The sequence below is a fragment of the Burkholderia humptydooensis genome (assembly GCF_001513745.1).
Lineage (GTDB): Bacteria > Pseudomonadota > Gammaproteobacteria > Burkholderiales > Burkholderiaceae > Burkholderia > Burkholderia humptydooensis.
Map to the genome: position 1 here is coordinate 516423 of NZ_CP013380.1, position 23344 is coordinate 539766.

20 protein-coding genes are annotated in these 23344 nt (G+C 65.3%); 5 read left to right on the forward strand and 15 right to left on the reverse strand.

Annotated features, from left to right (window positions below; translation table 11 throughout):
* Positions 1–11 precede the first annotated feature (11 nt).
* The 5 genes from AQ610_RS02405 to AQ610_RS02425 all read right to left on the reverse strand — a co-directional run bounded on the left by AQ610_RS02405 (position 12) and on the right by AQ610_RS02425 (position 9818).
* The gene (locus tag AQ610_RS02405) at positions 12–5279 is read right to left on the reverse strand and encodes a DEAD/DEAH box helicase family protein (protein ID WP_006029817.1); all 5268 of its coding nucleotides are present in this window, start codon (positions 5277–5279) and stop codon (positions 12–14) included.
* An 11-nt stretch (positions 5280–5290) separates the two neighbouring features.
* Positions 5291–6373, reverse strand: a complete 1083-nt coding sequence (locus tag AQ610_RS02410; protein ID WP_009916497.1) for a Fic family protein — start codon at positions 6371–6373, stop codon at positions 5291–5293.
* Between the two features lie 497 nt (positions 6374–6870).
* Positions 6871–7938: a tyrosine-type recombinase/integrase gene (locus AQ610_RS02415; RefSeq protein WP_009916496.1), complete on the reverse strand. Its 1068-nt coding sequence runs from the start codon at positions 7936–7938 to the stop codon at positions 6871–6873.
* Positions 7939–8133: 195 nt separating this feature from the next.
* Positions 8134–9228, reverse strand: coding sequence for a redox-regulated ATPase YchF (ychF, locus tag AQ610_RS02420; RefSeq protein WP_006029815.1), 1095 nt, complete (start codon positions 9226–9228; stop codon positions 8134–8136).
* A gap of 224 nt (positions 9229–9452) precedes the next feature.
* Positions 9453–9818 (reverse strand): hypothetical protein, encoded by a 366-nt coding sequence (locus AQ610_RS02425; RefSeq protein ID WP_004186799.1) that lies wholly within the window; start codon positions 9816–9818, stop codon positions 9453–9455.
* 663 nt (positions 9819–10481) lie between these two features.
* On the opposite strand from AQ610_RS02425, the gene AQ610_RS02435 reads away from it, so the two are divergent.
* The 4 genes from AQ610_RS02435 to AQ610_RS02450 all read left to right on the forward strand — a co-directional run bounded on the left by AQ610_RS02435 (position 10482) and on the right by AQ610_RS02450 (position 15155).
* Complete coding sequence (locus tag AQ610_RS02435; RefSeq protein ID WP_006029814.1) at positions 10482–11654, forward strand: UbiH/UbiF family hydroxylase; 1173 nt, start codon at positions 10482–10484, stop codon at positions 11652–11654.
* 100 nt (positions 11655–11754) lie between these two features.
* On the forward strand, positions 11755–12483 hold the full coding sequence (locus AQ610_RS02440) for a DsbC family protein (RefSeq protein ID WP_009913704.1): 729 nt from the start codon (positions 11755–11757) through the stop codon (positions 12481–12483).
* Positions 12484–12592: 109 nt separating this feature from the next.
* The gene (locus tag AQ610_RS02445; RefSeq protein ID WP_006029812.1) at positions 12593–14422 is read left to right on the forward strand and encodes a M61 family metallopeptidase; all 1830 of its coding nucleotides are present in this window, start codon (positions 12593–12595) and stop codon (positions 14420–14422) included.
* Positions 14423–14558: 136 nt separating this feature from the next.
* A complete protein-coding gene (locus tag AQ610_RS02450; RefSeq protein WP_006029810.1) occupies positions 14559–15155 on the forward strand; it encodes an FMN-dependent NADH-azoreductase in 597 nt (198 codons plus the stop codon).
* A gap of 184 nt (positions 15156–15339) precedes the next feature.
* Here the strand turns inward: AQ610_RS02450 and AQ610_RS02455 are convergent, their stop codons facing one another.
* The 9 genes from AQ610_RS02455 to AQ610_RS37165 all read right to left on the reverse strand — a co-directional run bounded on the left by AQ610_RS02455 (position 15340) and on the right by AQ610_RS37165 (position 22849).
* Positions 15340–16128: a uracil-DNA glycosylase gene (locus tag AQ610_RS02455; RefSeq protein WP_006029809.1), complete on the reverse strand. Its 789-nt coding sequence runs from the start codon at positions 16126–16128 to the stop codon at positions 15340–15342.
* A gap of 42 nt (positions 16129–16170) precedes the next feature.
* Positions 16171–16812, reverse strand: a complete 642-nt coding sequence (locus tag AQ610_RS02460) for a CYTH domain-containing protein (protein WP_006029808.1) — start codon at positions 16810–16812, stop codon at positions 16171–16173.
* A gap of 10 nt (positions 16813–16822) precedes the next feature.
* On the reverse strand, positions 16823–17608 hold the full coding sequence (gene trpC, locus AQ610_RS02465; RefSeq protein ID WP_006029807.1) for an indole-3-glycerol phosphate synthase TrpC: 786 nt from the start codon (positions 17606–17608) through the stop codon (positions 16823–16825).
* A gap of 56 nt (positions 17609–17664) precedes the next feature.
* The gene (gene trpD / locus AQ610_RS02470; protein WP_006029806.1) at positions 17665–18696 is read right to left on the reverse strand and encodes an anthranilate phosphoribosyltransferase; all 1032 of its coding nucleotides are present in this window, start codon (positions 18694–18696) and stop codon (positions 17665–17667) included.
* Positions 18697–18713: 17 nt separating this feature from the next.
* The gene (locus AQ610_RS02475) at positions 18714–19304 is read right to left on the reverse strand and encodes an aminodeoxychorismate/anthranilate synthase component II (RefSeq protein ID WP_006029805.1); all 591 of its coding nucleotides are present in this window, start codon (positions 19302–19304) and stop codon (positions 18714–18716) included.
* A 13-nt stretch (positions 19305–19317) separates the two neighbouring features.
* On the reverse strand, positions 19318–20811 hold the full coding sequence (gene trpE / locus AQ610_RS02480) for an anthranilate synthase component I (protein ID WP_006029804.1): 1494 nt from the start codon (positions 20809–20811) through the stop codon (positions 19318–19320).
* Between the two features lie 361 nt (positions 20812–21172).
* Positions 21173–21901, reverse strand: a complete 729-nt coding sequence (locus tag AQ610_RS02485) for a phosphoglycolate phosphatase (RefSeq protein ID WP_374189341.1) — start codon at positions 21899–21901, stop codon at positions 21173–21175.
* A 5-nt stretch (positions 21902–21906) separates the two neighbouring features.
* On the reverse strand, positions 21907–22593 hold the full coding sequence (rpe, locus tag AQ610_RS02490) for a ribulose-phosphate 3-epimerase (RefSeq protein WP_006029801.1): 687 nt from the start codon (positions 22591–22593) through the stop codon (positions 21907–21909).
* A 46-nt stretch (positions 22594–22639) separates the two neighbouring features.
* Positions 22640–22849, reverse strand: coding sequence for a hypothetical protein (locus AQ610_RS37165; protein WP_009913700.1), 210 nt, complete (start codon positions 22847–22849; stop codon positions 22640–22642).
* On the opposite strand from AQ610_RS37165, the gene apaG reads away from it, so the two are divergent.
* The gene (apaG, locus tag AQ610_RS02495) at positions 22775–23149 is read left to right on the forward strand and encodes a Co2+/Mg2+ efflux facilitator ApaG/CorD (RefSeq protein ID WP_006029800.1); all 375 of its coding nucleotides are present in this window, start codon (positions 22775–22777) and stop codon (positions 23147–23149) included. The two genes, AQ610_RS37165 and apaG, sit on opposite strands and share 75 nt — an antisense overlap.
* Before the next feature lie 39 nt (positions 23150–23188).
* On the opposite strand, the gene AQ610_RS37170 is transcribed toward apaG, so the two are convergent.
* Positions 23189–23332 (reverse strand): hypothetical protein, encoded by a 144-nt coding sequence (locus AQ610_RS37170; RefSeq protein ID WP_009913697.1) that lies wholly within the window; start codon positions 23330–23332, stop codon positions 23189–23191.
* Positions 23333–23344: the final 12 nt, after the last annotated feature.

The window sequence follows — 23344 nt, forward strand, 5'->3', positions numbered from 1 at the left end:
CTCGATGGTTCTCATAGTCCCAGCAGACGGCCCAAACGCTGGAACAGCATCGGCCAGGCGTCGGCGTCGGCAGGGAAGCGGATAAAGGTGTAGCCGCGGTCTTCCCAGGCGGCCTGCAAATCGCGCGGGGTATCGGGCAGGGCGATGGCGGCGTAATGGTCGGGCCAGTGCAGCAAGGCGAGGCCTTCGATTTCCACGCTCGCCGGATGCGGGCCACTGGGCAGATGCATAGCCACCGCCTGATGCCATTGGCCTGCCCAGCCAGACAAGGCTTCCGGCTCGGCGGGTAGAAACGGCTCGGCCTCTTGCTGCTGGGCAATGGCTTCGACCTGGGCCAGGCGCCAGAGAATGCGAACCGCCTCGGCGTTGCGCCGATCAATCAGTTCGTGGTCGGGCTGGTTGTAATAGGACAGCAGGCAACGGTAGCAACCCGCGACACAGCGGATATCAGGCTGTTCCTGGCGGCTCTCAAGGGCCGGCCATTCACCACCGTCAACCGGTACGTCGTAGTGCATGATGCGCAACGCATGGCGTGCAGCCTGTTGCAGCGCCAATGGATCATTGACCAGCCGGGTAAGCACGCCAGCGCCGCCTTCGGTCGCTTCATAGAACAGCACACCGTTGCGATGGCGAAGATCGGGTAACGCCTCAGCCAGCAATTCGGCCTCTTCGAGCTGGAAAGCCGCTTCAATACCGCGCTTGAGCGCATGCTGCAGAGTGACGAAGGTCTGTTCGTCCCAGGAGCCACAAGGTTGCAGCAGCAGGGCGTTCTTGTGATCCTGGACGTAAGGAACCACGCGTTGCGGCGGCAGACGATCCCCTTCGTTGGCGGTGTTGGCCGAACGGCGCTCCTCTCCCTCCCACCACCCTGTCCGAGAGTTGATGAAGAAGCCGAAGTCATTCGGTTCTCGGCGCCGGCGCAATCCCTTGTTGATGCGAGTAATGGTGGCACCGGCACCGTAGCGTAGAGTGCATATTCCTCCGTCACCGTCTTTGGCCAGCACGGTGCGCACGTCGACGTTGCGATTGCGGATCGCCCAGCGGAAGGTGGTCTGCAGTTCGAAGGCTTGGCGCTGTCGTTCCTCGTCATTGGCAGTGATGCGTTCGGTGGGCTCGGTATCAACGTTGTCGATGCGATACAGGCTGTTGATCTTCAGCGCATCCAACAGCGATTGGCCACAGGCATGGCAGTCGTTCCAATAGGATTCGAAATGCGCGCCGCCGCAGTTCGAGCAGATGCGTACCGACTGGGTACTGAGCGTGCCGCCGGCGCCGCCGGGATCATCGGACGACAATGCAATGCGAGCGCGTACTACCCTGTAGGCGCGGCCTTCGTGATACACCAAGCTGCGAGGCCCGAACTCGGAAAGTGCCAGAAAGCGTGGACGCTGGAGGAAGGTATTGCCGCCCCGCACATCGGCCCGGCCGGGGACGTAGGCCATCAACGGCAGCCGCGGAAAGTTGTAGCCCGGCAGAAAGCCCTCGGTGGCCAGATAACGGTAGGTGTAGAAATCGCTGGAGAAGGAGTCGCGGCCGTGCAGGAGCAACTCGATCTGATCGGACGCCTGCCGCCAACGGCGCTTGGCGTCATCGCGCTCGCGCTTATCGGTAATGGCGTAGTTGTTCAAGGTTTCATTGGCCAGGCGCTTCTGCCGTTCCGCCGAAGTGAATAGATCTCGCCAGCGATTGAAGGCACGATGGAAGGCTTCCGGTGCCGATGCAATGGCCGCCTCGGCATAGGCCTGGCAGTCGGTGAACCACGGAGCGCGCTCTGGCGTCAGGTGTTCCTCCACCATGCGCAGCACGTTGATGGCTTGCCGGGTCGCCTCGGTTGTCACCCCTTCCTGACCCAAGGCTCCGACGATGTGCGCCCGCACGGGCAGTTGCGGCACGCCAGGATCGACGATGTTGGAAATCGAGCTGTCGAGCTCCTTGCGGCTAGCGGCCAGCCAGACAGCCTGAAGATGGCTCTGAATCAGATCCTGGTTGGCCAGATCCAGCAACGGCGCTTTGACCACGCCATGCACCATGGCGGTGGGCTCACGGAAGAAATACTGATCGTGCGGGCTGCGCGCGGCGCAGTAGGTCATTACCAGCGCCGCCTGGCCACTGCGACCGGCGCGACCGGCGCGCTGCACATAGTTGGCTGGTGTGGGGGGCACATTGCGCAGGTATACGGCATTGAGCGCCGAGATGTCCACGCCCAACTCCATGGTCGGTGAGCAGAACATCAAGGGCAAGAAGCGTGTAGGTTCGCCCTGCTTGTGCGCGATATCGTGCAGTTCGCCGTCTTTCAATGCGTCTCGCTCGCTGCTGCCGAAGCGAAAGCGGCTTTCGCGCAGTGCACGCAGTTCACCATCGACCTGGGCAGTATGTTCGCGCGCTTCCAGCCCGAACAGGAAGCGATCGCGTTGTCCGAGTATCGAGGCGATGGCTTGGTATTGCTGTTTGAAGAAAGCGTTCGGCCGCGTGCCGGACGTGTCGCCCAGATGAAATTGCACCCGGCCAGCATTGAGCCGGAAGCCTGGCACGTTGAACAGAGTGTGTTCATCCCTGCGAATGAAACCATCCTCTTGTGCGGCGCGGATCATGGCATTTAGCAAGGTCTGATAGTCGGCACGCCGCAAGTTGGCCGCCGCCGACTGCTCCCATACTGCCGAGTTGCGCAGACTCTTGCCCAGGACCGTCTGCAGCCCGCCGCGCAGCACCAGTTCTTCATCTTTGCCGCGCAATGCATTCGCATTGGGAGGCTGAAGAAATAGCCAGCGCCAGCCGAGCAGGCGCTCTTCCCGACCAATGCCCCATGGATTGCACAGCAAGCGCAAGGCTTCGTCCTTACGCTGCTGCAACAGGTTGGGATCGAGGGCGGCGGCATCCACCGCCAGTCCTTTGCGCATGTAATCGAAGAGGCAGCGAAAGGCCTTTTCACGGGCCAGCGGCGTCGCGTTTCGCAGCAGGTCAGGCCCTTTGTCGAAACGCACCGCCTCACTGCAGAATGCCCGCAGGCCGGAGTAGTCCACTTCCAACAATCCCAGTTCTTCCAGGTTGGGATTGGTGTAGCGCCAACCGCGACGCTGGTCGAACCAGGCTCGGTACGCGAGCACGAAGCGCAAAGCTTCCTCCGCATCAGCCAGGTTCCGGCCGACCGATTGCGGCTCCTGCATCCACTCACCACGGTGGCTTGCTTCCGGGGTTTCCGTCGCACTCAGTGGCTGATCGAAGCCTAGGGCAGCACGTACGGCCGCCCCCAGCTCACTGTCGCTCAAACCCGTTGTGCCCGCCTGTACCAGCGCTCGATAGATGGCGCCGCGCAACAAGCTGACGAAGGTGAAGTCATTGAAATGGCCCGCCTGAAGCGCTGCGTCCTGGCGGTTGTCGGTGAAGCCCAGCAGTTTTCGTTTGTCGGAACCAATGGATGGCTGGCCGTGCATCCAGCGCAGCGCACTGGTAGTCAGCAACGTAGTCGCCGAGCTTCGCCCTTCCGCAGACAGTGCCGAAAGACGGTTGCCGTCCTTGCCCTGAGCGCCATGCACCGTACGGCAACGCAGGCAGTAACGGAACTTGCCGGGCAAGAACCAGGCCTCCTGGCCTCGCCCGACTTTGCCATTGCCTTGAATCGACAGTTGCTCGGCCTCCAAGCGCTGATGAGTGCGCTTGAATCTCACCTCACCATGCCGTGTGGTCTCAATCCACGACTCTGGATAGTCCTCCACCTTGCCCGTGAATTCGATGGGATCGTTGGCGTTCAGGGGCAGCAGGAAGCCCAGCCGTTCGCCGATGGCATCCTCTTCGACTTCGGAGGCGTCCGTGTCGTCATCCCGCATTTTCGGCATATCGTCGATGTCACGGGCTAGCACCTCCCAACCTGTATCGTCCCGGCGCATCCTGACCGGATGGTACTCCTGCCCACAATCTCGGCAGAAGTGCGTGGAGTACAGCCTTTTTTGCTCGTCTCCAGGCAGAAATTGTTGTCCCTCCAACTCGACCGGACGTGTTCCAGGAGCGTCAAGGGTAGTGAACACGACGCCAGCACCGCTGATGAACTGGTGGAGACGAAAAGCGAAGAACGCTTTTTCGCTGCCCTGTCCGTCGGCACTGCGCTGCTTTTCGGGCTGGGCTGCCAGCAGCAGCATGGCGCGCAGCATGGCACCCGCAGCCACCTCGTCCCGGCCCGACTCTTTGGCCAGGAGCTCGGTGGCCTTGGCAAAGGTCAGCGGATTGGCGCGAACCCATTTCCCCCCTTGTTCGCGCGTGATGCCAAGGCGTGTTTCCACCCAGATCGCTAAGGGATGCTGCTGCAGCGTGGCATCATCGGCATGTGAGGGAACGCCCGCGTCAATGGCGGTGCCCAATTGCGGTTTGACCGAATCAGCAGTTTCGGATGGCTCGGTAGCCCGTTCCAGATCTTCGGTGACGACATTGAAGGGGGAGATCTGGGTTGCGAACAAAGTGGAGGCAACGGAAGCGACTTTTTGATTGCGACCTTCCTGGCTGCCGCCCGAGGCCATCGTGGCTGACGTACCGATGCACTGCAGATGCTCCGGCGCCAGCCGTTCTCGAACACGCCTCACCAACATGGCCACGTCAGCGCCTTGTCGTCCACGATAGGTATGCAGTTCATCCAGCACCAGAAACTGCAGGCCGGCACAGTTGGTGATCACCCGACTGTCGGTCTCATTCTGCCGGGTCATGAGCATTTCCAGCATCATGAAGTTGGTCAGCAGAATATCGGGGGGATTGTCCCTGATCCGATCGCGTTCTTCCTTGCTTTCCTGGCCGGTATAGCGCGCAAAGGTTACCGGACCATCGTTGCCGACGAACTTGATCAACTCTTCACGCTGACTGTTGGCCAGCGCGTTCATCGGGTAGATCACAATGGCGCGTGTTCTAGGCGCGCTATCGTGGGCCTTGGCGCGTAACACCGCATCCACGATCGGGATGAAGAAGCACAACGACTTGCCCGAGCCGGTTCCCGTGGTCACCACGTAACTCTCGCCCCGAGCGGAGAAAGCGATCGCCTGTTCCTGGTGGGTGTAGAGGTCGATGGGAAACAATGCAGCCGTTGTCGGCAAAAGCTCGTTCGTCGCGGCAAGCTGCTGCGCCGAGCGCCCCTGCCGATAGCGTGGATTGATCTGTATCAGTGGCTCCGGCCAGTAACGGCCGTCAGCATATGCCGCATGAACGCCGGTCTGAATGTCTTCCGCTCGTATGGACGTGAAGGAACGCGCAAACTTGCTGTAGTCCGCGATTAACTGGCTTCTGAGTGAGAAAACGTCCATCGTCTCGTCCTCTATTGATCTTCGTTGAGCGTGCTACCGCTACCGCCTGCGCCGATGCGCTTCCATTTCGCACCACGCCCCTTGCCCGTTGATTTGATCAACTGCTCCGATTTCATCGCCCGCAGCACCAGCCGCACCATGTCCCGGCTTACGCCCGGGCAAGCTTCTTCAATCTCGGAAATCGAAAACGGCAGGGTGCGTCCCAAGACTTCTGCGCGCACCCGGTCGCCTTTGCTACCGCGACCGCGCTCGATGGTACCGACGCGCTCCTCAAACTCGCGGTAGGCCCGTAGCAAGGCTCCCCAGAAGTAATCGAGCCAGGGCTTGACGTCGTGCTGCCCCTGATGCCAGCCCTGCGAGCTGGCTTCCAGCGTCTCGTAATACCCTTCCTTGGTTTCCTCGAAGATGCGTTCCAGGCTGATGTAGCGGCCCACGGCATAGTCGAAGTGGTAGAGCAGCAGCAAGGTCAGCAAGCGGGACATGCGGCCGTTACCATCCGGGAAGGGGTGGATGCACAGAAAGTCGAGCATCGCCAGTGGCACCAGCACCAAGGGATCGACCAGGTGCTGATCCAGTGCGGTCGCGTAGTACCGGGCCAGATCGGCCATGGCCATGGGCGTCAGGTGCGCAGCGACCGGCTGGAAGCGCAGCCGCGACGTGCCGTCCGGATGGCGCTCGATGATGTCGTTGTTGGTGGCTTTCCAGCGCCCGCCCGCCTGCGGCATATAGCGGTACAGCAGGGTGTGCAATTGCAGCACTACGCCCTCGTTGAAGGACATGTGCGTGGCGGACTCGTGGATCAGCGCTAGGGCGTCGCGATAGCCAGCGATCTCCTGTTCCGAGCGACTCTTTGGTGTTGCGTTGCGGATAACCAGAGACTTCAACCGCGAGGGCGCGACGACAACACCTTCCAGCCGGTTGGATGACTCGGTGGACTCGACCACCGCGATCTGCCGTAGGCCCTTGAGGACTTCTGGCGACTGCGCGGCGTATAGCTGCTGCTTGCCCTGGTACTCGCCCAGTGTGCGCAACGTGGCCGCCTGGGTGCCATCGAACCGAAGCGCGGCGAGGTACTCGGGTGTGAGCGAGTGCATGAAAGTGTAAACTCAGGCTGTGTAAATGGGGTAATCATAGTCATTAAATGGGGCATTGTGTCGAAAAATACCTCATTATCATCGTTTGACTACCCCGTTTCCTGAACGCAGAAGAGGCAATAAGAGCCTTGCGGGGCCGGCATGGCTGGCCAGAAAGAAGGGGCGGAGCCTGAGTGCCAAAGAAATAGGCAATTAAGTTTCGGATTACCCCTTTTTCCTCTTAATTACCCCTGTTTCCAGCGTCCAGCCCTCGGCAAAGGCAAACGGCAAGGGAACGGCCCCCAAGGGACAACGGCGCTACCCAGAAAAGGGAAAGGGCTGCTCCTGCCCACTAGCTACGGCAACATCCCGCCAATGCCATACCGCTGTCCTCCGCCGCACTCAGATAGTTCGCCCAGGCCTGCAACAGCGTCCGCCGCTGATCCAGCAACAGCGCCTTGTTATAGGTTGCCCGAACCTTGTTGCTTTCCACATGGGCAAGCTGCCGCTCAATCGCATCAGGCCGGTATCCGTTCTCGTTGGCCCAGGTCGAAAAGGTCGTCCGCCAGCAATGCGGCGTCGTGCCCCGGCCCAGATTCATGTCGCGCATCGCGTAGGTGAGTCGGTTGGGCGTGGTGAAGCCCTTGCCGCTCCGGTGTGGAAACAGATAGCGCTGACCTCCAGTGATGCGCTGCAAGTCTTTCAGTGCTTGCAACGGCCTGCGTAGATAGCGGGCTGACATGATCTCGGCGCGCCTTCATCTTGGCCGCAGGCCTACGCCACAGTGCATCCTCAAAGTCGAACTCGTCCCATTCGGCATCAGCCGCTTCCCCAGGACGGCAAGCGGTCAGCGCAATGAGCCGCAGGCACAGCGCGGTTTCGGGGTAGCCCCTGTAGCCGCGCAAGGCCAGATAGAACGATTGAATCTGCTCGCGCACCATCGCCGCCTTACTTTCGCTGACCGGCACGCGTAGCAACCCGCGTAGGCTGGGAATTGGATTGGCCTCGACCAAACCACGCACCACCGCGAACTCAAAGATCGCCGACAGATCGCCTTTGACGTGAATGGCCGCCCAGGCACCGTGGGACTTGCATTCCTCAAGCAACGGGCGAATCTGCTTGACACCAATGTCGCTCATCGGCATCCCGTCGAACTTGGGCGAAAGGTACTTCCTGATGCGGGACTCTTTCGTGCGGTAGGAGCTAGGCGCGAAGACTGGCTTGATCTCGGCCAAGTATGCCTGGGCCACCTTGGCGAACGAGCTTGCACGGGCGCGCTTGCGTTCTTCCAGCGCGTCCAGGTTGCTTTGTTTGACCCGTTGTCGCTCATGGGCCGGGTGGATGCCTTGCTTGACGAGTGCGCGCGCCTGTTCTCGGGCAGCGCGCGCCTCTGCAAGACCTACTTGGGGAAAGCTGCCGATGGCAAAGAGGTTTTCCTTGCCTTGCAGGCGGTATTTCCGCCGCCAGAGCTTGCCGCCGGTTGGCTTGACCAGCAGGAACAAGCCCCCGCCGTCTGAAAGTTTCCAGTCTCGATCAATAGGTTTGACCGCCTTGATCTTGGCGTCGGTGAGTAGATTCTCGGGCATCGTTGGACTCCACTGCGGGGAAAAGTACCCCCACGGTTGAACACGAGTACCCCCCAACGCTACCCCCGAATTTTTCAGAACTCGATGAACAATAGGAACGCTCAGCAGACCGTATTTTTTGGCAAGCCCTTGATTTAAAAGGACTCACTCAGTCCACCGAGCGCTACTGAGCGCTCTTGAGATCAGAAAAAAACGTCAGACGTTGAACAGGAAGTTCATCACGTCGCCGTCGTGCACGACGTATTCCTTGCCTTCCGCGCGCATCTTGCCCGCTTCCTTCGCCCCTTGCTCGCCCTTGTACGAGATGAAGTCTTCGTACGCGATCGTCTGCGCGCGAATGAAGCCGCGCTCGAAATCCGTGTGGATCACGCCCGCCGCTTGCGGCGCGGTGTCGCCGATGTGGATCGTCCACGCGCGCACTTCCTTCACGCCCGCGGTGAAGTACGTCTGCAGCCCGAGCAGCTTGAAGCCCGCGCGGATCACGCGGTCGAGGCCCGGTTCGTCCATGCCCATGTCGGCGAGGAACGCTTCCTTGTCGGCATCGTCGAGGTCGGCGATTTCCGCCTCGATCGCCGCGCACACCGCGACCACCGGCGACTTCTCGCTTTCCGCGTACTTGCGCACCGCGTCGAGGTGCGGATTGTTCTCGAAGCCGTCTTCCTTCACGTTCGCGACGTACATTGCCGGCTTTGCGGTGATCAGGCAGAACGGCTTGAGGAGCGCCTGTTCGTCGTCGGACAGATCGAGGCCGCGCACGGCCTTGCCCTGATCGAGGCGCGCGCGCGCCTTCTCGAGCACCGCGACGAGCTTCGCCGCTTCCTTGTCGTTGCCCGATTTCGCCGCCTTCGAATAGCGGGCGAGCGCCTTCTCGACGGTGCCGAGGTCGGCGAGCGCGAGTTCGGTGTTGATGACTTCGATGTCGTCGAGCGGGCTCACCTTGCCGGCGACGTGGATGACGTTCTCGTCCTCGAAGCAGCGCACGACGTGGGTGATCGCGTCGGTTTCGCGGATGTTCGCGAGGAACTGGTTGCCGAGGCCTTCGCCCTTGCTCGCGCCGGCGACGAGGCCCGCGATGTCGACGAACTCGACGACGGCCGGCACGACGCGCTCGGGCTTGATGATTTCGGAGAGCGCCTTCAGACGCGCGTCAGGCACTTCGACGACGCCGACGTTCGGCTCGATCGTGCAGAACGGATAATTCTCGGCTGCGATGCCGGCCTTCGTCAGCGCGTTGAACAGGGTGGACTTGCCGACGTTGGGCAAGCCGACGATGCCGCATTTGAGGCTCATGGGTTCCTTCGGGATTCAATGGGTTACGGCTGGTCCGCGAGCCGTGTCGAGTGCGCCGGTGAAGCCGCGCGCGGCCGTCGCTGGACGAAATCCGGGGGCGGGACAAAGGCCCGGATCGGGCGTCGCCCGACGATTTTGCACGAGCTTCGTCCACGAAAGCATGAATTGTAGCGCGTTCGGGGGCGCGATTCGGACGGGCGCGGGACTGCCCGCCGCCGGCCGAGCTAGTCGGCGATCCGCCGATCGGCGAGCGCCGCGCGGCAGTCGTCGAGCACGAGTTGCGCGAGGCGGGCTTCGTAGTTCAGATCGTCGGTGTCGATGATTTCCTCTACCGCATCGCGCGCCCACGGCGCGTTGACGAAGTCCGCGTGCTTTTTCGCGATGTCGAGCGCGATGAGCGACAGCTTCGCGAGCGTCAGCCAATCGGCCTCGCGCGCATGCCGATCGAGCCATTTGTGCGCGGACTGGACCTGAAAGGCCGCACCGGGCCAGCTCTCGTTCAGGTAAAAGGCGCCGAGATTTCCGACGACGAGCCAGCAGAGCAGCTCCACTCGGTCCTGTTGATTGAGATGGTGGCGCAGGTCGCTCATGGCCGTGCTCACGAAGGTGGTTGAGACCTGTTTCTTCAACGCTCGCGGAAGGGGCGTGTCGTCATTGAAACGATAGCACGCGATGAGCGGAATCAGCCAAGCGTTCAGTGGGATGGAACGCACTTGGGGCCGGGCGCCGCCGATCGCGCGGGGCGGGACCGGCGACGCGAGCCGCGAGCGACGAGCCGCCGATTCGCGGCCGGCGCCGATCGGCGCACCGCATCAATACCGGATCAATACCGGTAGTAGTAGTCGCGATGATGATAGTAGCCGCCTTCCGGCACCACGATGCATCCTGTGAGCACGCTGCCCAGCACGACCGCGAGGGCGGCGAGAGCCGCGATCCGTTTCATCGACATCTCCTGTGGTTGCGTCGGCTCACTGTAGCGGCCGTGCGCATGACAAGCGGTGTGCGTTTGTAAGGAAACGTGTGGTGCGTAATGCGCGGTGCCGTACGCGTGCCGCGGCGCTCGCGCACCGGTTACATCGCCGCGGACGGGCGGCGCGACCGGCGCGCCGCGCGGCATTCGTCCTTGCGTGAAAACCCGCATCGGACGGCCGCCGCGAAACCGGCCCGGCGCATGCGTCGCCGCGTCGCGCACCCTGATTTACCGCAAATTCCCCGAGCGAAGCGGCATGCCCCTCCCGGCTATAATTCCCGCCATGACTGCCTATCACCAGACCTTCGACGTCGCCGTCGTCGGCGGCGGCCTCGTCGGCAAGACGGCCGCGCTCGCGCTGACTCAGGCCGGCCACAAGACCGCGCTGCTCGCGCAGCCGGCCGTCCCGCGTCCTGCCGATCTTGCAATCGACTCCCGCATCTACGCGCTGTCCGCGAGCTCGCAGGCGCTGCTCGAGCGGCTGCGCGTGTGGCAGGCGCTCGACCACGGCCGGCTCGCGCCCGTCTACGACATGCGCGTCTATGGCGACGCGCACGCCGAGCTGCACTTCTCCGCGTTCCAGGCGGCGGTGTCGCAGCTCGCGTGGATCGGCGAATCGTCGCTGATCGAATGCGCGCTCGACGCCGCGCTGCGCTTCCAGCCGAACCTCACGTGGTTCGACGCGCGCGCGCAGGGCCTCGACGTGAAGCCGGACGCCGCGACGCTCGCGCTCGCGAACGGCGACGTGATCGAATGCGATCTCGTCGTCGGCGCGGACGGCGCGCATTCGTGGGTGCGCTCGCAGATCGGCTCGAAGGTCGAGCGGCGCGATTACCGGCAGACGGGTGTCGTCGCGAACTTCAAGGCGGCGCAGCCGCATCGCGAGACCGCGTATCAATGGTTCCGCGACGGCGAGATCATCGCGCTGCTGCCGCTGCCGGACGGCCACGTGTCGCTCGTCTGGTCCGCGCACACCGCGCACGCCGACGAACTGCTCGCGCTCGATCCGGCGCAACTCGCGGCCGAGGTCGAGCGCGTGACGATGAACCGCCTCGGCGCGCTCGAGTGCGTGACGCCCGCGCAGGGCTTCCCGCTCGCGCTGCAGACGGTCGACCGGCTGATCGCGCCGCGCGTCGCGCTCGTCGGCGACGCCGCGCATCTGATTCACCCGCTCGCGGGCCAGGGGATGAACCTCGGGCTGCGCGACGTCGCCGCGCTCGCCGATACCCTCGCGAACCGCGAAGCGTTCCGCGATCTCGGCGACACCGTGCTGCTGCGCCGCTACGAGCGCGCGCGGCGCGAGGACATCCGCGCGCTGATGATCGCGACCGACGGCCTGCAGCGGCTCTTCTCGCTGCCGGGCGCGCTCGCGCGCGTCGTGCGCAACGCGGGGATGGCGCTCGTCGGCGCGCAGCCGCTCGTCAAGCGCTGGCTGGTTGCGTCGGCGCTCGGCTGATGGCGCCGCGAACCTTCGTGCGGCGCGGCGGTCGGACACTGCTCGGCCACAGTCAGTCGTACACTGTGACGATGCACGCACGCTTTGAAGGATGATTTGCATGAAAAAAACGATTCGTATCGCCACGCTGGCGCTCGCCGCCGCGACGGCGACGCTCGGCTGCACCGCGCAGGCCGACCAGTCCACCGACAAGCTGAAGGCCGCGCTGCAATCGCGCCTCGGTGCCGACGCCCCGATCAAGAGCGTGACGAAGTCGCCGATCGAGGGTTTGTACGAGGTCAATCTCGGCTCGCAGATCGTCTATAGCGACGCGTCGGGCAATTACGTGCTGCTCGGCGAGCTCGTCAACACGAAGACGCACAAGAACCTGACGGCCGAGCGTCTCGCCGAGATCAACAAGATCGATTTCGCGAGCCTGCCGCTTTCGAACGCGATCAAGGTCGTGAAGGGCAACGGCGCGCGCAGGATCGCGGTGTTCTCCGATCCGAACTGCCCGTACTGCAAGAAGCTCGAGACGACGCTGCAATCGGTCGACAACGTGACCGTCTACACGTTCCTGTATCCGGTGCTGTCGTCCGATTCGACGGCGAAGTCGAAGTCGATCTGGTGCGCGAGCGACCGCGTGAAGAGCTGGCAGGCGTGGATGCTCGAGCATCGCGCGCCCGCGGCCGCGGCGAACTGCGACACGACCGCGCTCGACAAGAATCTCGCGCTCGGCCGCGGCATGAACGTGACGGGCACGCCGACCGTGTTCCTCGCCGACGGTACGCGCCTGCCGGGCGCTGTGTCCGCCGACGAACTGAATCAGGCGCTCGCCAGCGTCAAGTGACGCGGCTTCCCTGCATCGCGAAAGAGGCGCCGGCGTGTAGCCGGCGCCTCTTTTCGTATCCGTTTTCGTTCCTGTTCCCGTTTCTCCCTCGCCCCGACCGATTCCGACGATGAAGCCGATTCGCTACACGATCGTTCCGAAAGATCCCGCCGCGCACCTGTTCGAAGTGACGCTCACGCTCGCCGACCCGGATCCGGCGGGCCAGCGCTTTTCGCTGCCCGTATGGATTCCGGGCAGCTACATGGTGCGCGAGTTCGCGCGCAACATCGTGACGCTGCGCGCGTTCAACGACGCGGGCCGCAAGCTGCGGATCGGCAAGCTCGACAAGCAGACCTGGCAGGCCGCGCCGGCGCCCGGGCCGATCACGCTGCGCTACGACGTCTACGCGTGGGACCTGTCGGTGCGCGCCGCGCATCTGGACGACACGGGCGGCTTCTTCAACGGCACGAGCGTGTTTCTCGCGCCGCTCGGGCACGAGGGCGTGCCATGCGAGGTGACGATCGAGCGTCCGGCGGGCGACGCGTACCGGCGCTGGCGGGTCGCGACCGCGCTGCCGGAGGCGCGCGGCACGAAGCGTTACGGCTTCGGCGCTTACCGCGCGCAGAACTACGACGAGCTGATCGACCATCCGGTCACGCTCGGCGAATTCGCGCTCGCGTCGTTCGACGCGCACGGCGTGCCGCACGACGTCGCGATCGCGGGCCGCGTGACCGGGCTCGATCTCGAACGGCTCGCGGCCGACCTGAAGCGCGTGTGCGAAGCGCAGATCGCGCTGTTCGAGCCGAAGACGAAGCGCGCGCCGATGCCGCGCTACGTGTTCATGACGCAGGCGGTCAGCGACGGCTACGGCGGGCTCGAGCATCGCGCGTCGACGGCGCTCGTCTGCAATCGCGCGGATCTGCCGGTGAAGGGGGGCGCGGCGCAGACGGAAGGCTATCGGACGTATCTCGGCCTGTGCAGCCACGAGTACTTCCACACGTGGAACGTGAAGCGGATCAAGCCGGCCGCGTTCGCGCCGTACGACCTGTCGCGGGAGAACTACACGTCGCTGCTGTGGCTCTTCGAGGGCTTCACGTCGTACTACGACGACCTGATGCTCGTGCGCAGCGGCCTCATCTCGCAGGACGACTATTTCGCGCTCGTCGGCCGCACGATCGCCGGCGTGCAGCGCGGCGCCGGCCGGCTCAAGCAGAGCGTCGCCGAAAGCTCGTTCGACGCATGGATCAAGTATTACCGGCAGGACGAGAACGCGACGAACGCGGTCGTCAGCTATTACACGAAGGGCTCGCTCGTCGCGCTCGCGTTCGATCTGGCGATCCGCGCGCAGACCCGCCACCGCAAGTCGCTCGACGACGTGATGCGGCTTCTGTGGCAGCGCTTCGGGCGCGACTTCTATCACGGCAAGCCGCACGGCGTCGGCGAGGACGACGTGAAGGCGCTGATCGCCGAGGCGACGGGCGTCGATCTCGGCCGCCTCTTCGACGACGCGGTGGCCGGCACGCGCGAGCTGCCGCTCGCCGAGCTCTTCGAGCCGTTCGGCGTGACGCTCGCGCCGGACACGGGTGCGAACGGCCCGGCCGATGCGCCCCCGAAGCCGACGCTCGGCGCGCGCACCCGGGGCGGTGCGGAATGCACGCTCGCGGCCGTCTACGAAGGCGGCGCCGCGCACCGGGCGGGGCTGTCCGCGGGCGACGCGCTCGTCGCGATCGACGGGTTGCGCGTGACGGGCTCGAACCTCGACGCGCTGCTCGCGCGCTACCGGGCCGGCGACAAGGTCGAAATCCACGCGTTCCGGCGCGACGAGCTGCGCGTCGCGCAACTCAAGCTCGACGGCCCGGACGTCGCGCGCTACAAGCTGACCGCACAGCCGAAACCCGCGGCGGCGCGCGCCCACCGCGGCGCGTGGCTCGGGCTGCCGGCGGCGCGCGGCGGTCGTTAATCGCGCCGAACCGGGTGCGGATTGTTTCGCTATTGCAACAATCCGTCACCCGGCCGCCGCTTTTTCGCGGCGGCGACGATCCGCACAATGGCGTCACTCGCGCTGCACTTGGCGCAAACCAAACCCGGAGCCCGACATGACGACCATTCTCCAGATCAATTCCGCCGCCCGCTCGCAAGGCGCCCAGTCGACGATGCTCGCCGACGAACTGACGGCCAGGCTGCAACAAGCCAACCCCGGCGCGACCGTCAAGGTTCGCAGCCTGCTCGCCGACGCGCTGCCGCACCTCGACGACGCGGTGCTGGGCGCGTTCTTCACGCCGGCCGACCAGCGCAGCGCCGAGCAGAACGCGATCGTTGCGAAGAGCGACACCCTGATCGACGAACTGCGCTCGGCCGACGTGATCGTGATCGGCGCGCCGATGTACAACTTCGGCGTGTCGTCGCAACTGAAGACGTACTTCGACTGGATCGCCCGCGCGGGCGTCACGTTCCGCTACACGGCGCAAGGTCCGGAAGGGCTGATCAAGGGCAAGAAGGTGTACGTGGTGTCGGCGCGCGGCGGCAAGCACGTGGGCATGCCGACCGACAGCCAGACGCCGTTCCTGAAGACGTTCCTCGGCTTCATCGGCATGACCGACGTGACGTTCGTCTACGCGGAAGGCCTCGCGCTCGGGCCGGATGCGGCGAACGAAGCGCTCGCGAACGCTCGCGAGGCGATCGCGGCGGTTTGAGCGTCATTGCGCGACAGCCTGAAAAAAACTGAAAAAAGCGCCGCAGACCGGAAGGTTCGCGGCGCTTTTGTTTGTGCCTGCGATGCGCCGGATATCGGCCGGGGCGCGTGAGCTCGACGGACGTTCGTCGCGCGGCGTGAACGGGATCGCGCACGGCGCCGCGCGCGCCCGCCGCGCACGGGCGTCAAGCGAGCGTCTCGGCCTCGTCGGGCAGCCGCCAGTCGATCGGCGCGCGCCCGTGCTGCACGAGGTAGTCGTTCGCGAGCGCGAAATGACGGCAGCCGAGGAAGCCGCGATGCGCGGACAGCGGCGACGGATGCGGCGCTTCGAGCACGCAATGCTCGCGCGGATCGAACAGCGCGCGCTTCGCCTGCGCGTGCGCGCCCCACAGCATGAACACGAGGTGACGGTGGCGCGTCGCGAGTTCGTGGATCAGCGTATCGGTGCATTTCTCCCAGCCGCGCTTCGCGTGACTCGCGGCCGACGAGCGCTCGACCGTCAGCACCGTGTTGAGGAGCAGCACGCCCTGGCGCGCCCACGTGTCCAGACAGCCGTGGCGGGGCGGCTCGTAGCCGAAGTCGGCCGAGATTTCCTTGAAGATGTTGCGCAGCGACGGCGGCGGCCGCACGCCGGGCGGCACCGAGAACGCGAGCCCGTGCGCCTGCGGGATGCCGCGATCCTCGCCGTGATACGGGTCCTGGCCGAGAATCACGACCTTCACGTCGTCCGGGTGCGTGAGCCGCAGCGCGCGGAACACGTCGGCCGGATAAATCGCCTTGCCGGCCGCGCGCTCGCCGTCGACGAAACGGCAGAGCGGCGCATACGCGTCGCTCGCGACGAACGGCTCGACGATCGCGCGCCAGTCGGGCGGCAGCGCATCGAATTGCGATTCGAGGGTGGTCGTGGATGCGCCGCCTTTGGTGGCGGGCGGCGCGGGTGGAGCGTGATCGTCGAACAGCGAGGGTTGTTGCATCGGGCGAGACGAAGAGGGCTTGGTCATGCGGAAAAAGATCGGTCAGTCGGCGCGCAGGTCGCCGCCGCGCAGCCGATAGCCGCGCTGCGCCTTGCTCAGGTTGTCCGGCGCGATGCCCGGCAGCGCCGCGGCGACTTCGCCGGCGAGCGTCGCGAGTGCGCCCGCGTCTCCGTTGACGAGTTCGAGCTCGATCTCGCAGATCGGCTCGCGGCGCACGTCGCCGTCCACTTGCGCGACGACTTCGCCGCGATCGAGCGCCGCCTCGATCGTCGCACCCGCGTGCTCGATGCGCCACAGCGTGCGCGAGAAGTCGGTGCGAAAGAGCGCGATGAGCTCCGGCGCGGCGGCGCGCAGCGCGTCGGCGGCGCTCGGCACGTCGCATGCGGCGCAGAGCGCGTCGATCTCGAGCGCCTCGCCCGCGACGGGCATCTCCCACTCATGGCGGCGATGCAGCCCGCGTTCGGCCACGCCGGCCGTCTTGAACGTCTGCAGCCAGCCCTGCGGCGCATACCGCAGCCGCAGCGCGCTCTTCGCGCGCGCGAGCGCGAGCGTCGGCGTGTCGAAGTAGACGTTCACGAGCGTGATCTCGCGGCCGTTAGCGCCGGCGCGCGCATCGAGAAAGCGCCGCGCCGCGTCGACTTGCGCGGCGGGCAGCGCGAGCTTGATTTCCTGTTCGATCGCCATCGCGCGCTGCTCAGAAAAACATCCGCGCGAGTTCCGCGCCCGGATTCTCGGCGCGCATGAACGCTTCGCCGACGAGGAAGGTATGCACGCCCGCCGCTTCCATCCGCTCGACGTCCGCGCGCGACAGGATGCCCGACTCGGTGACGACGATCCGGTCGTCCGGAATCGCGTCGAGCATGCCGAGCGTCGTGTCGATCGTCGTCTCGAACGTGCGCAGGTTGCGGTTGTTGATGCCGACGAGCGGCGTGTTCAGCTCGAGCGCCGCGTTCAGCTCGTCGCGGTTGTGCACTTCGACGAGCACCGCGAGCCCGAGCGAATGCGCGTACGCCTCGAGATCCTGCATCAGCGGCGTGTCGAGCGCGGCGGCGATCAGCAGGATCGCGTCCGCGCCCATCGCGCGCGCTTCGAGCACCTGATACGCGTCGACGATGAAGTCCTTGCGCAGCACGGGCAGGCTGCACGCGGCGCGCGCCTCTTCGAGATAGCGCGCGCTGCCCTGGAAGAACTGCTCGTCGGTCAGCACCGACAGGCATGCGGCGCCGTGCTCCGCGTACGAGCGGGCGATGTCGGCCGGTACGAAGTGCTCGCGCAGCACGCCCTTCGACGGGCTCGCCTTCTTCACCTCGGCGATGACGGCGGCGCGTCCTGCCGCGTGCTTGCTGCGCAGCGCGCCGACGAAGTCGCGCGAATCGCGCGCCGACGCCTGCAGTTTCAGTTCTTCGAGCGGCGCGCTCTTGAGCGCGGCGGCGATCTCTTCGCGCTTGACGGCGATGATTTTGTCGAGGATGTCGCTCATGGGTGTCCTGCGTGCTGGATTCGGTTTCGGATTCGGTCAAGGCGCGAGGCGCCGGATCAGCGCTTGAACTGCTGCGTGAAGCGCACGAGCTCGTCGACCTTCTCGCGGGCGCGGCCGCTCGCGATCGCTTCGCGCGCGAGCTGGATGCCGTCGGCGATCGAGCCCGCGACGTTCGCCGAATAGAGCGCGGTGCCCGCGTTCAGCGTGACGATCTCGCGCGCGACGCCCGGCTTGTTGCTGAGCGCTTCGAGCAGCATCACGCGGGATTCGTCGGCGTTCTCGACCTTCAGCGTGCGGTTCGACACCATCTGCATCCCGAAGTCCTCCGGATGGATTTCGTACTCGCGCACTTCGCCGTCGCGCAGCTCGCCGACGAGCGTCGCCGCGCCGAGCGACACCTCGTCCATCCCGTCCTTGCCGTAGACGACCAGCACGTGCCGCGCGCCGAGCCGCTGCATCACGCGCACCTGGATGCCGACGAGATCCGGGTGGAACACGCCCATCAACTGGTTCGGCGCGTCGGCCGGGTTGGTGAGCGGCCCGAGGATGTTGAAGATCGTCCGCACGCCGAGCTCGCGGCGCACGGGCGCGATGTTGCGCATCGCCGGATGATGGTTCGGCGCGAACATGAAGCCCATCCCCGTTGCGGCGATCGACGCGGCCACCTGATCGGGCTGCAGGTCGATGTTCACGCCAAGCGCCTCGAGCACGTCGGCGCTGCCGGACTTGCTCGACACGCCGCGGTTGCCGTGCTTCGCGACCTTCGCGCCCGCCGCCGCCGCGACGAACATCGTCGCGGTCGAGATGTTGAACGTGTGCGAGCCGTCGCCGCCCGTGCCGACGATGTCGACGAAATTCGCGTTGTCCTCCACCTCGACGTGGCGCGCGAACTCGCGCATCACCGTCGCGGCGGCGGCGATCTCGCCGATCGTCTCCTTCTTCACGCGCAGGCCGGTGATGATCGCGGCCGCCATCACGGGCGACATGTCGCCGCGCATGATGAGCCGCATCAGGTGCAGCATTTCGTCGTGGAAGATCTCGCGGTGCTCGATCGTGCGCTGCAGCGCTTCCTGGGGAGTGATCGTCATGATTCGGTCCGCCGTCGTCAGGCTGAATGAGCGGCCGCTTGCCGCGCTTCCTTGAGGAAATTCTCGAGGAGCGCGTGGCCGTGCTCCGACAGGATCGATTCCGGGTGGAACTGGACGCCTTCGATGGGCAGCGTCTTGTGGCGCACGCCCATGATCTCGCCGTCGTCGGTCCACGCCGAGATCTCCAGGCAATCGGGCAGCGATTCGCGCTCGACCGCAAGCGAATGATAGCGTGTCACGTCGAAATGCTTCGGCAGATCGGCGAACACGCCGCGGCAGTCGGTCTCGATCCGGCTTACCTTGCCGTGCATGATGGTCTTCGCGCGCACGACGCGGCCGCCGAACGCCTCGCCGATCGCCTGATGGCCGAGGCACACGCCGAGGATCGGCTTCTTGCCGGCGAACTTGCGCAGTACGTCGAGCGTGATCCCCGCGTGCTGCGGATTGCTCGGGCCGGGCGACAGGCAGATCGTGTCGGGATTCAGGCGCGCGATTTCGTCGAGCGTGATCTCGTCGTTGCGATAGGTGCGCACGTCCTCGCCGAGCTCGCCGAAGTACTGGACCAGGTTGTAGGTGAACGAATCGTAGTTGTCGATCATGAGCAGCATGGTCAGTCTCCGGTCAGAAATCGGAATCGAGGCCGTCTTGCACCTGTTCGGCCGCGCGCAGCACCGCGCGCGCCTTGTTCTCGGTTTCCTGCCATTCGGATTCGGGCACCGAGTCGGCAACGACGCCCGCCGCCGCCTGCACGTACAGATTGCCGTTGTGGATGAGGCCCGTGCGGATCGCGATCGCGAGATCCATCTCGCCCGAGAACGACAGATAGCCGACCGCGCCGCCGTAGAGCCCGCGCTTCACCGGCTCGAGCTCGTCGATCAGCTCCATCGCGCGCACCTTCGGCGCGCCGGACAGCGTGCCGGCCGGGAACGTCGCGCGCAGCACGTCGTAGTTCGTCATGCCGGGCTTCAACTTGCCTTCGACCGAGCTCACGATGTGCTGCACGTGCGAGTATTTCTCGATCACCATCTTGTCGGTCACTTGAACCGAGCCGATTTCCGCGATGCGGCCGACGTCGTTGCGCGCGAGGTCGATCAGCATCACGTGCTCGGCGATTTCCTTCGGATCGCTGAGCAGCTCGGTCGCGAGCTCGGCGTCGCGCTCGGGCGTGTTGCCGCGCGGCCGCGTGCCGGCGAGCGGGCGGATCGTCACGATCTGGTCGCCGCCGCGCTTCTCCTGGCGCACGAGGATCTCCGGCGACGCGCCGACGACGTGGAAGTCGCCGAAGTTGTAGTAATACATGTACGGCGACGGATTCAGCGAGCGCAGCGCGCGGTACAGCGACAGCGGGTTGTCGCGATACGGCTTCGTGAGGCGCTGGCCGACCTGGATCTGCATCAGTTCGCCCGCCGCGATGTATTCCTTCGCCTGGCGCACGGCGGCCAGATAATCTTCCTTCTTGAACTCCCGATAGATCTCGGTGCGCACGCTCGCCGACGTGACGGGCGGCACGACGCTCGCGCGCAGCCGGTGCTTGAGCTCGCGCAGCCGCTGCCTGGCCTTCGTGTATGCCTCGGGCTTCGTCGGATCGGCGTAGACGATCAGGTAGAGCTTGCCGGCGAGATTGTCGATGACGGCGACTTCCTCGGTCAGCAGCAACTGGATGTCGGGCAGGCCGAGATCGTCGCGCGGCGCGGTGTGCGCGAGCTTTTTCTCGATGTAGCGCACCGCGTCGTAGCCGAAGTAGCCGGCGAGGCCGCCGCAGAAGCGCGGCAGGCCGGGGCGCTGCGCGACCTTGAAGCGGCTCTGGAACTTCGCGATGAATGCGAACGGGTCGCCGTCGTGGGTCTCGACGACCTGGCCGTCCGTCACGATCTCCGACGCGCCGTTCTTCGTGCGCACGAGCGTGTGCGCGGGCAGGCCGATGAACGAGTAGCGCCCGAAGCGCTCGCCGCCCACGACCGATTCGAGCAGGAACGAGTTGGCGCCGCCGCGTTCGGGCTGCGCGAGCTTCAGATACAGCGAAAGCGGCGTTTCGAGGTCGGCCAGCGCTTCGGCGATGAGCGGAATGCGGTTGTAGCCCTCGTTGGCGAGCGATTGGAATTCGAGTTCGGTCATGTTCCGGTCCTGTCGTCGGGACGATCGGCGCGGCGCGCCGGGGATCGCGTGGCGCTGCGCTCGCGCCCGGAGCACGGCCCCTCGCGGGGCGGATCGGACGAACCGGCGGATGCTGTGCCTGGCGATCGTGCGTCGCGCGCCGGCAGGCAGCCCGAACGCGAAGCGTTCGACAGCGGCAGGGCCGACGGGTTGGACGACGATCGGGGGCGCGGACGCGCAGCGAAACAAAAAACGGGGCTGAAGACGAGCTTCAGCGTACCTCATCGAGGTTGGCGCGACCAGCGACGCCAGGGCCAGGCTCCCCGGTCGATGCTGCTCAGACTCCGTTTTTTGTTTAGAAACATGCGGATGGAAGAAAAAGTCAGGTGGCTGATCTTGCCGCTGAGTTCGCCGAATTGTGCGCGGCGATGAGCTGCGCGGCGGCGAGAAGCGAATCGACTATACCATCCGATTCGATCGTTTGTATAGCGTTGCCGTGGTTATAGCCGTACGGCACCGTCAGCGTCGCCATCCCGGCCGCGCGGCCCGCGAGCGCGTCGTTCTCCGAATCGCCGATCGCGACCGTCGCGCGCGGCGCGACGCCGAGCGCGTCGCACGCGGCGAGCATCGGCGCCGGATCGGGCTTCTTGCGCGGCACGCTATCGCCACCGAACACCGCGCGGAAGTAGCCGGCGAGTTCGTACTGCGCGAGCAGCTCGACCGCGAACCGGTGCGGCTTGTTCGTCACGCATGCGAGCTTGACGCCCGCATCGCGCATCGCCCGCAAGCCTGCGTCGACGTCCGGGTAGAGCCGCGTGTGGCGGCCGTTGATCTTCGCGTATTCGGCTTGATAGAGCGCGAGCGCCTCGTCGAAGCGCGCGTTCGCGTCGTCTGCGGAAAAGCGCGGCGTCAGCACGCACCGGATCAGGTTCTCCGAGCCCTTGCCGACGTAGCGCATCACCTCCTCGCGCGTCGTTTCCTGCGCGTCGAGCTGCGCGAGCATCGCGTTCAGGCCGGCCGCGAAATCGTCTGCGGTATCGACCATCGTGCCGTCGAGGTCGATGAGCGCCGCTTCGATGCGCGGCGCGTCGATGAGGGGCGACGTCGGCACCGTGCTCACGCGCGCTCGACGGCTGCGAGCGCGTCGCGCATCTCGCCGATCACCTGGCGATAGTCGGGCTGGCCGAAGATCGCCGAGCCCGCGACGAACGTGTCCGCGCCCGCTGCCGCGATCTCCGCGATGTTGTCGGCCTTCACGCCGCCGTCGATCTCCAGATGGATCTCGCGGCCGGTGCGCGCGGCATGCGCGTCGATGCGCGCGCGGGCGTCGCGCAGCTTGTTGAGTGCCTCGGGAATGAACGACTGGCCGCCGAAGCCCGGATTCACCGACATGATCAGCACGAGGTCGACGCGGTCCATCACGTGGTCGAGGTAGTTGAGCGGCGTCGCCGGATTGAACACGAGGCCCGCCTTGCAGCCGTGATCGCGGATCAGGCCGAGCGTGCGGTCGATGTGGTCCGACGCTTCCGGATGGAAGCTGATCAGGTTCGCGCCCGCCTTCGCGAAATCCGGCACGATCCGGTCGACCGGGCGCACCATCAGATGCACGTCGATCGGCACTTGCACGTGCGGACGGATCGCCTCGCAGACGAGCGGGCCGATCGTCAGGTTCGGCACGTAGTGGTTGTCCATCACGTCGAAGTGGATCCAGTCGGCGCCGGCGGCGACGACGTTGCGGACTTCTTCGCCGAGCCGCGCGAAGTCGGCCGACAGAATGCTGGGGGCGATGCGGAATTGCGTCATGAGCGGAAAGTGCGTGGGGAGCGGTGCGATACGGAAAAACGTCATTCTACCGCCGCGGCGCGCGGCGCCCGGTTGCGGGCCGGGGCCTCATCAAGCAGAATGCCGAACCAAAGCGGCGCGTCGGCCGCGCGGGGCGGGCGCCTCGGCAGCGGCTGCGGCGGGCGACCTCGACGGGACCACCATGAGCCAGTATCGATTCAGCGTGTCGGTGAAGACCAGCTATCTGCCGGAACAATCCGACCCCGAACGCCGTCAATACGCATTCGCGTACACGCTGACGATCCGCAATACGGGCCAGGTCGCGGCGCAATTGATCGCCCGGCACTGGATCATCACGGACAGCGAGAGCCAGGTTCAGGAGGTGAAGGGGCTCGGTGTCGTCGGCCACCAGCCGCTGCTGCAGCCGGGCGAGCAGTTCGAGTACACGAGTTGGGCCGTGATCGCGACGCCTGTCGGCACGATGCGCGGCGCGTATTTTTGCGTCGCGGAGGACGGCGAGCGCTTCGAGGCGCCCGTCGACGAATTCGCGCTGCACATGCCGCGCACGCTGCATTGAGCGCGCGGCGCGGCCGGGTCGCGGAAGATTGGGGCGCTGTCAGCGCTGGGGCTTGTCGTGCCGGCTGGACGGCTTCTTCTTGCCTGAAGCCGTCCAGACGACGATGAAGATGAGTAGGGCGAGCGCCAGCAACGCTTCCAGCGCAAAGATGAGCATCGGGTATTGGTCGAGCAGATCGGACATGGCGGTTTCCAT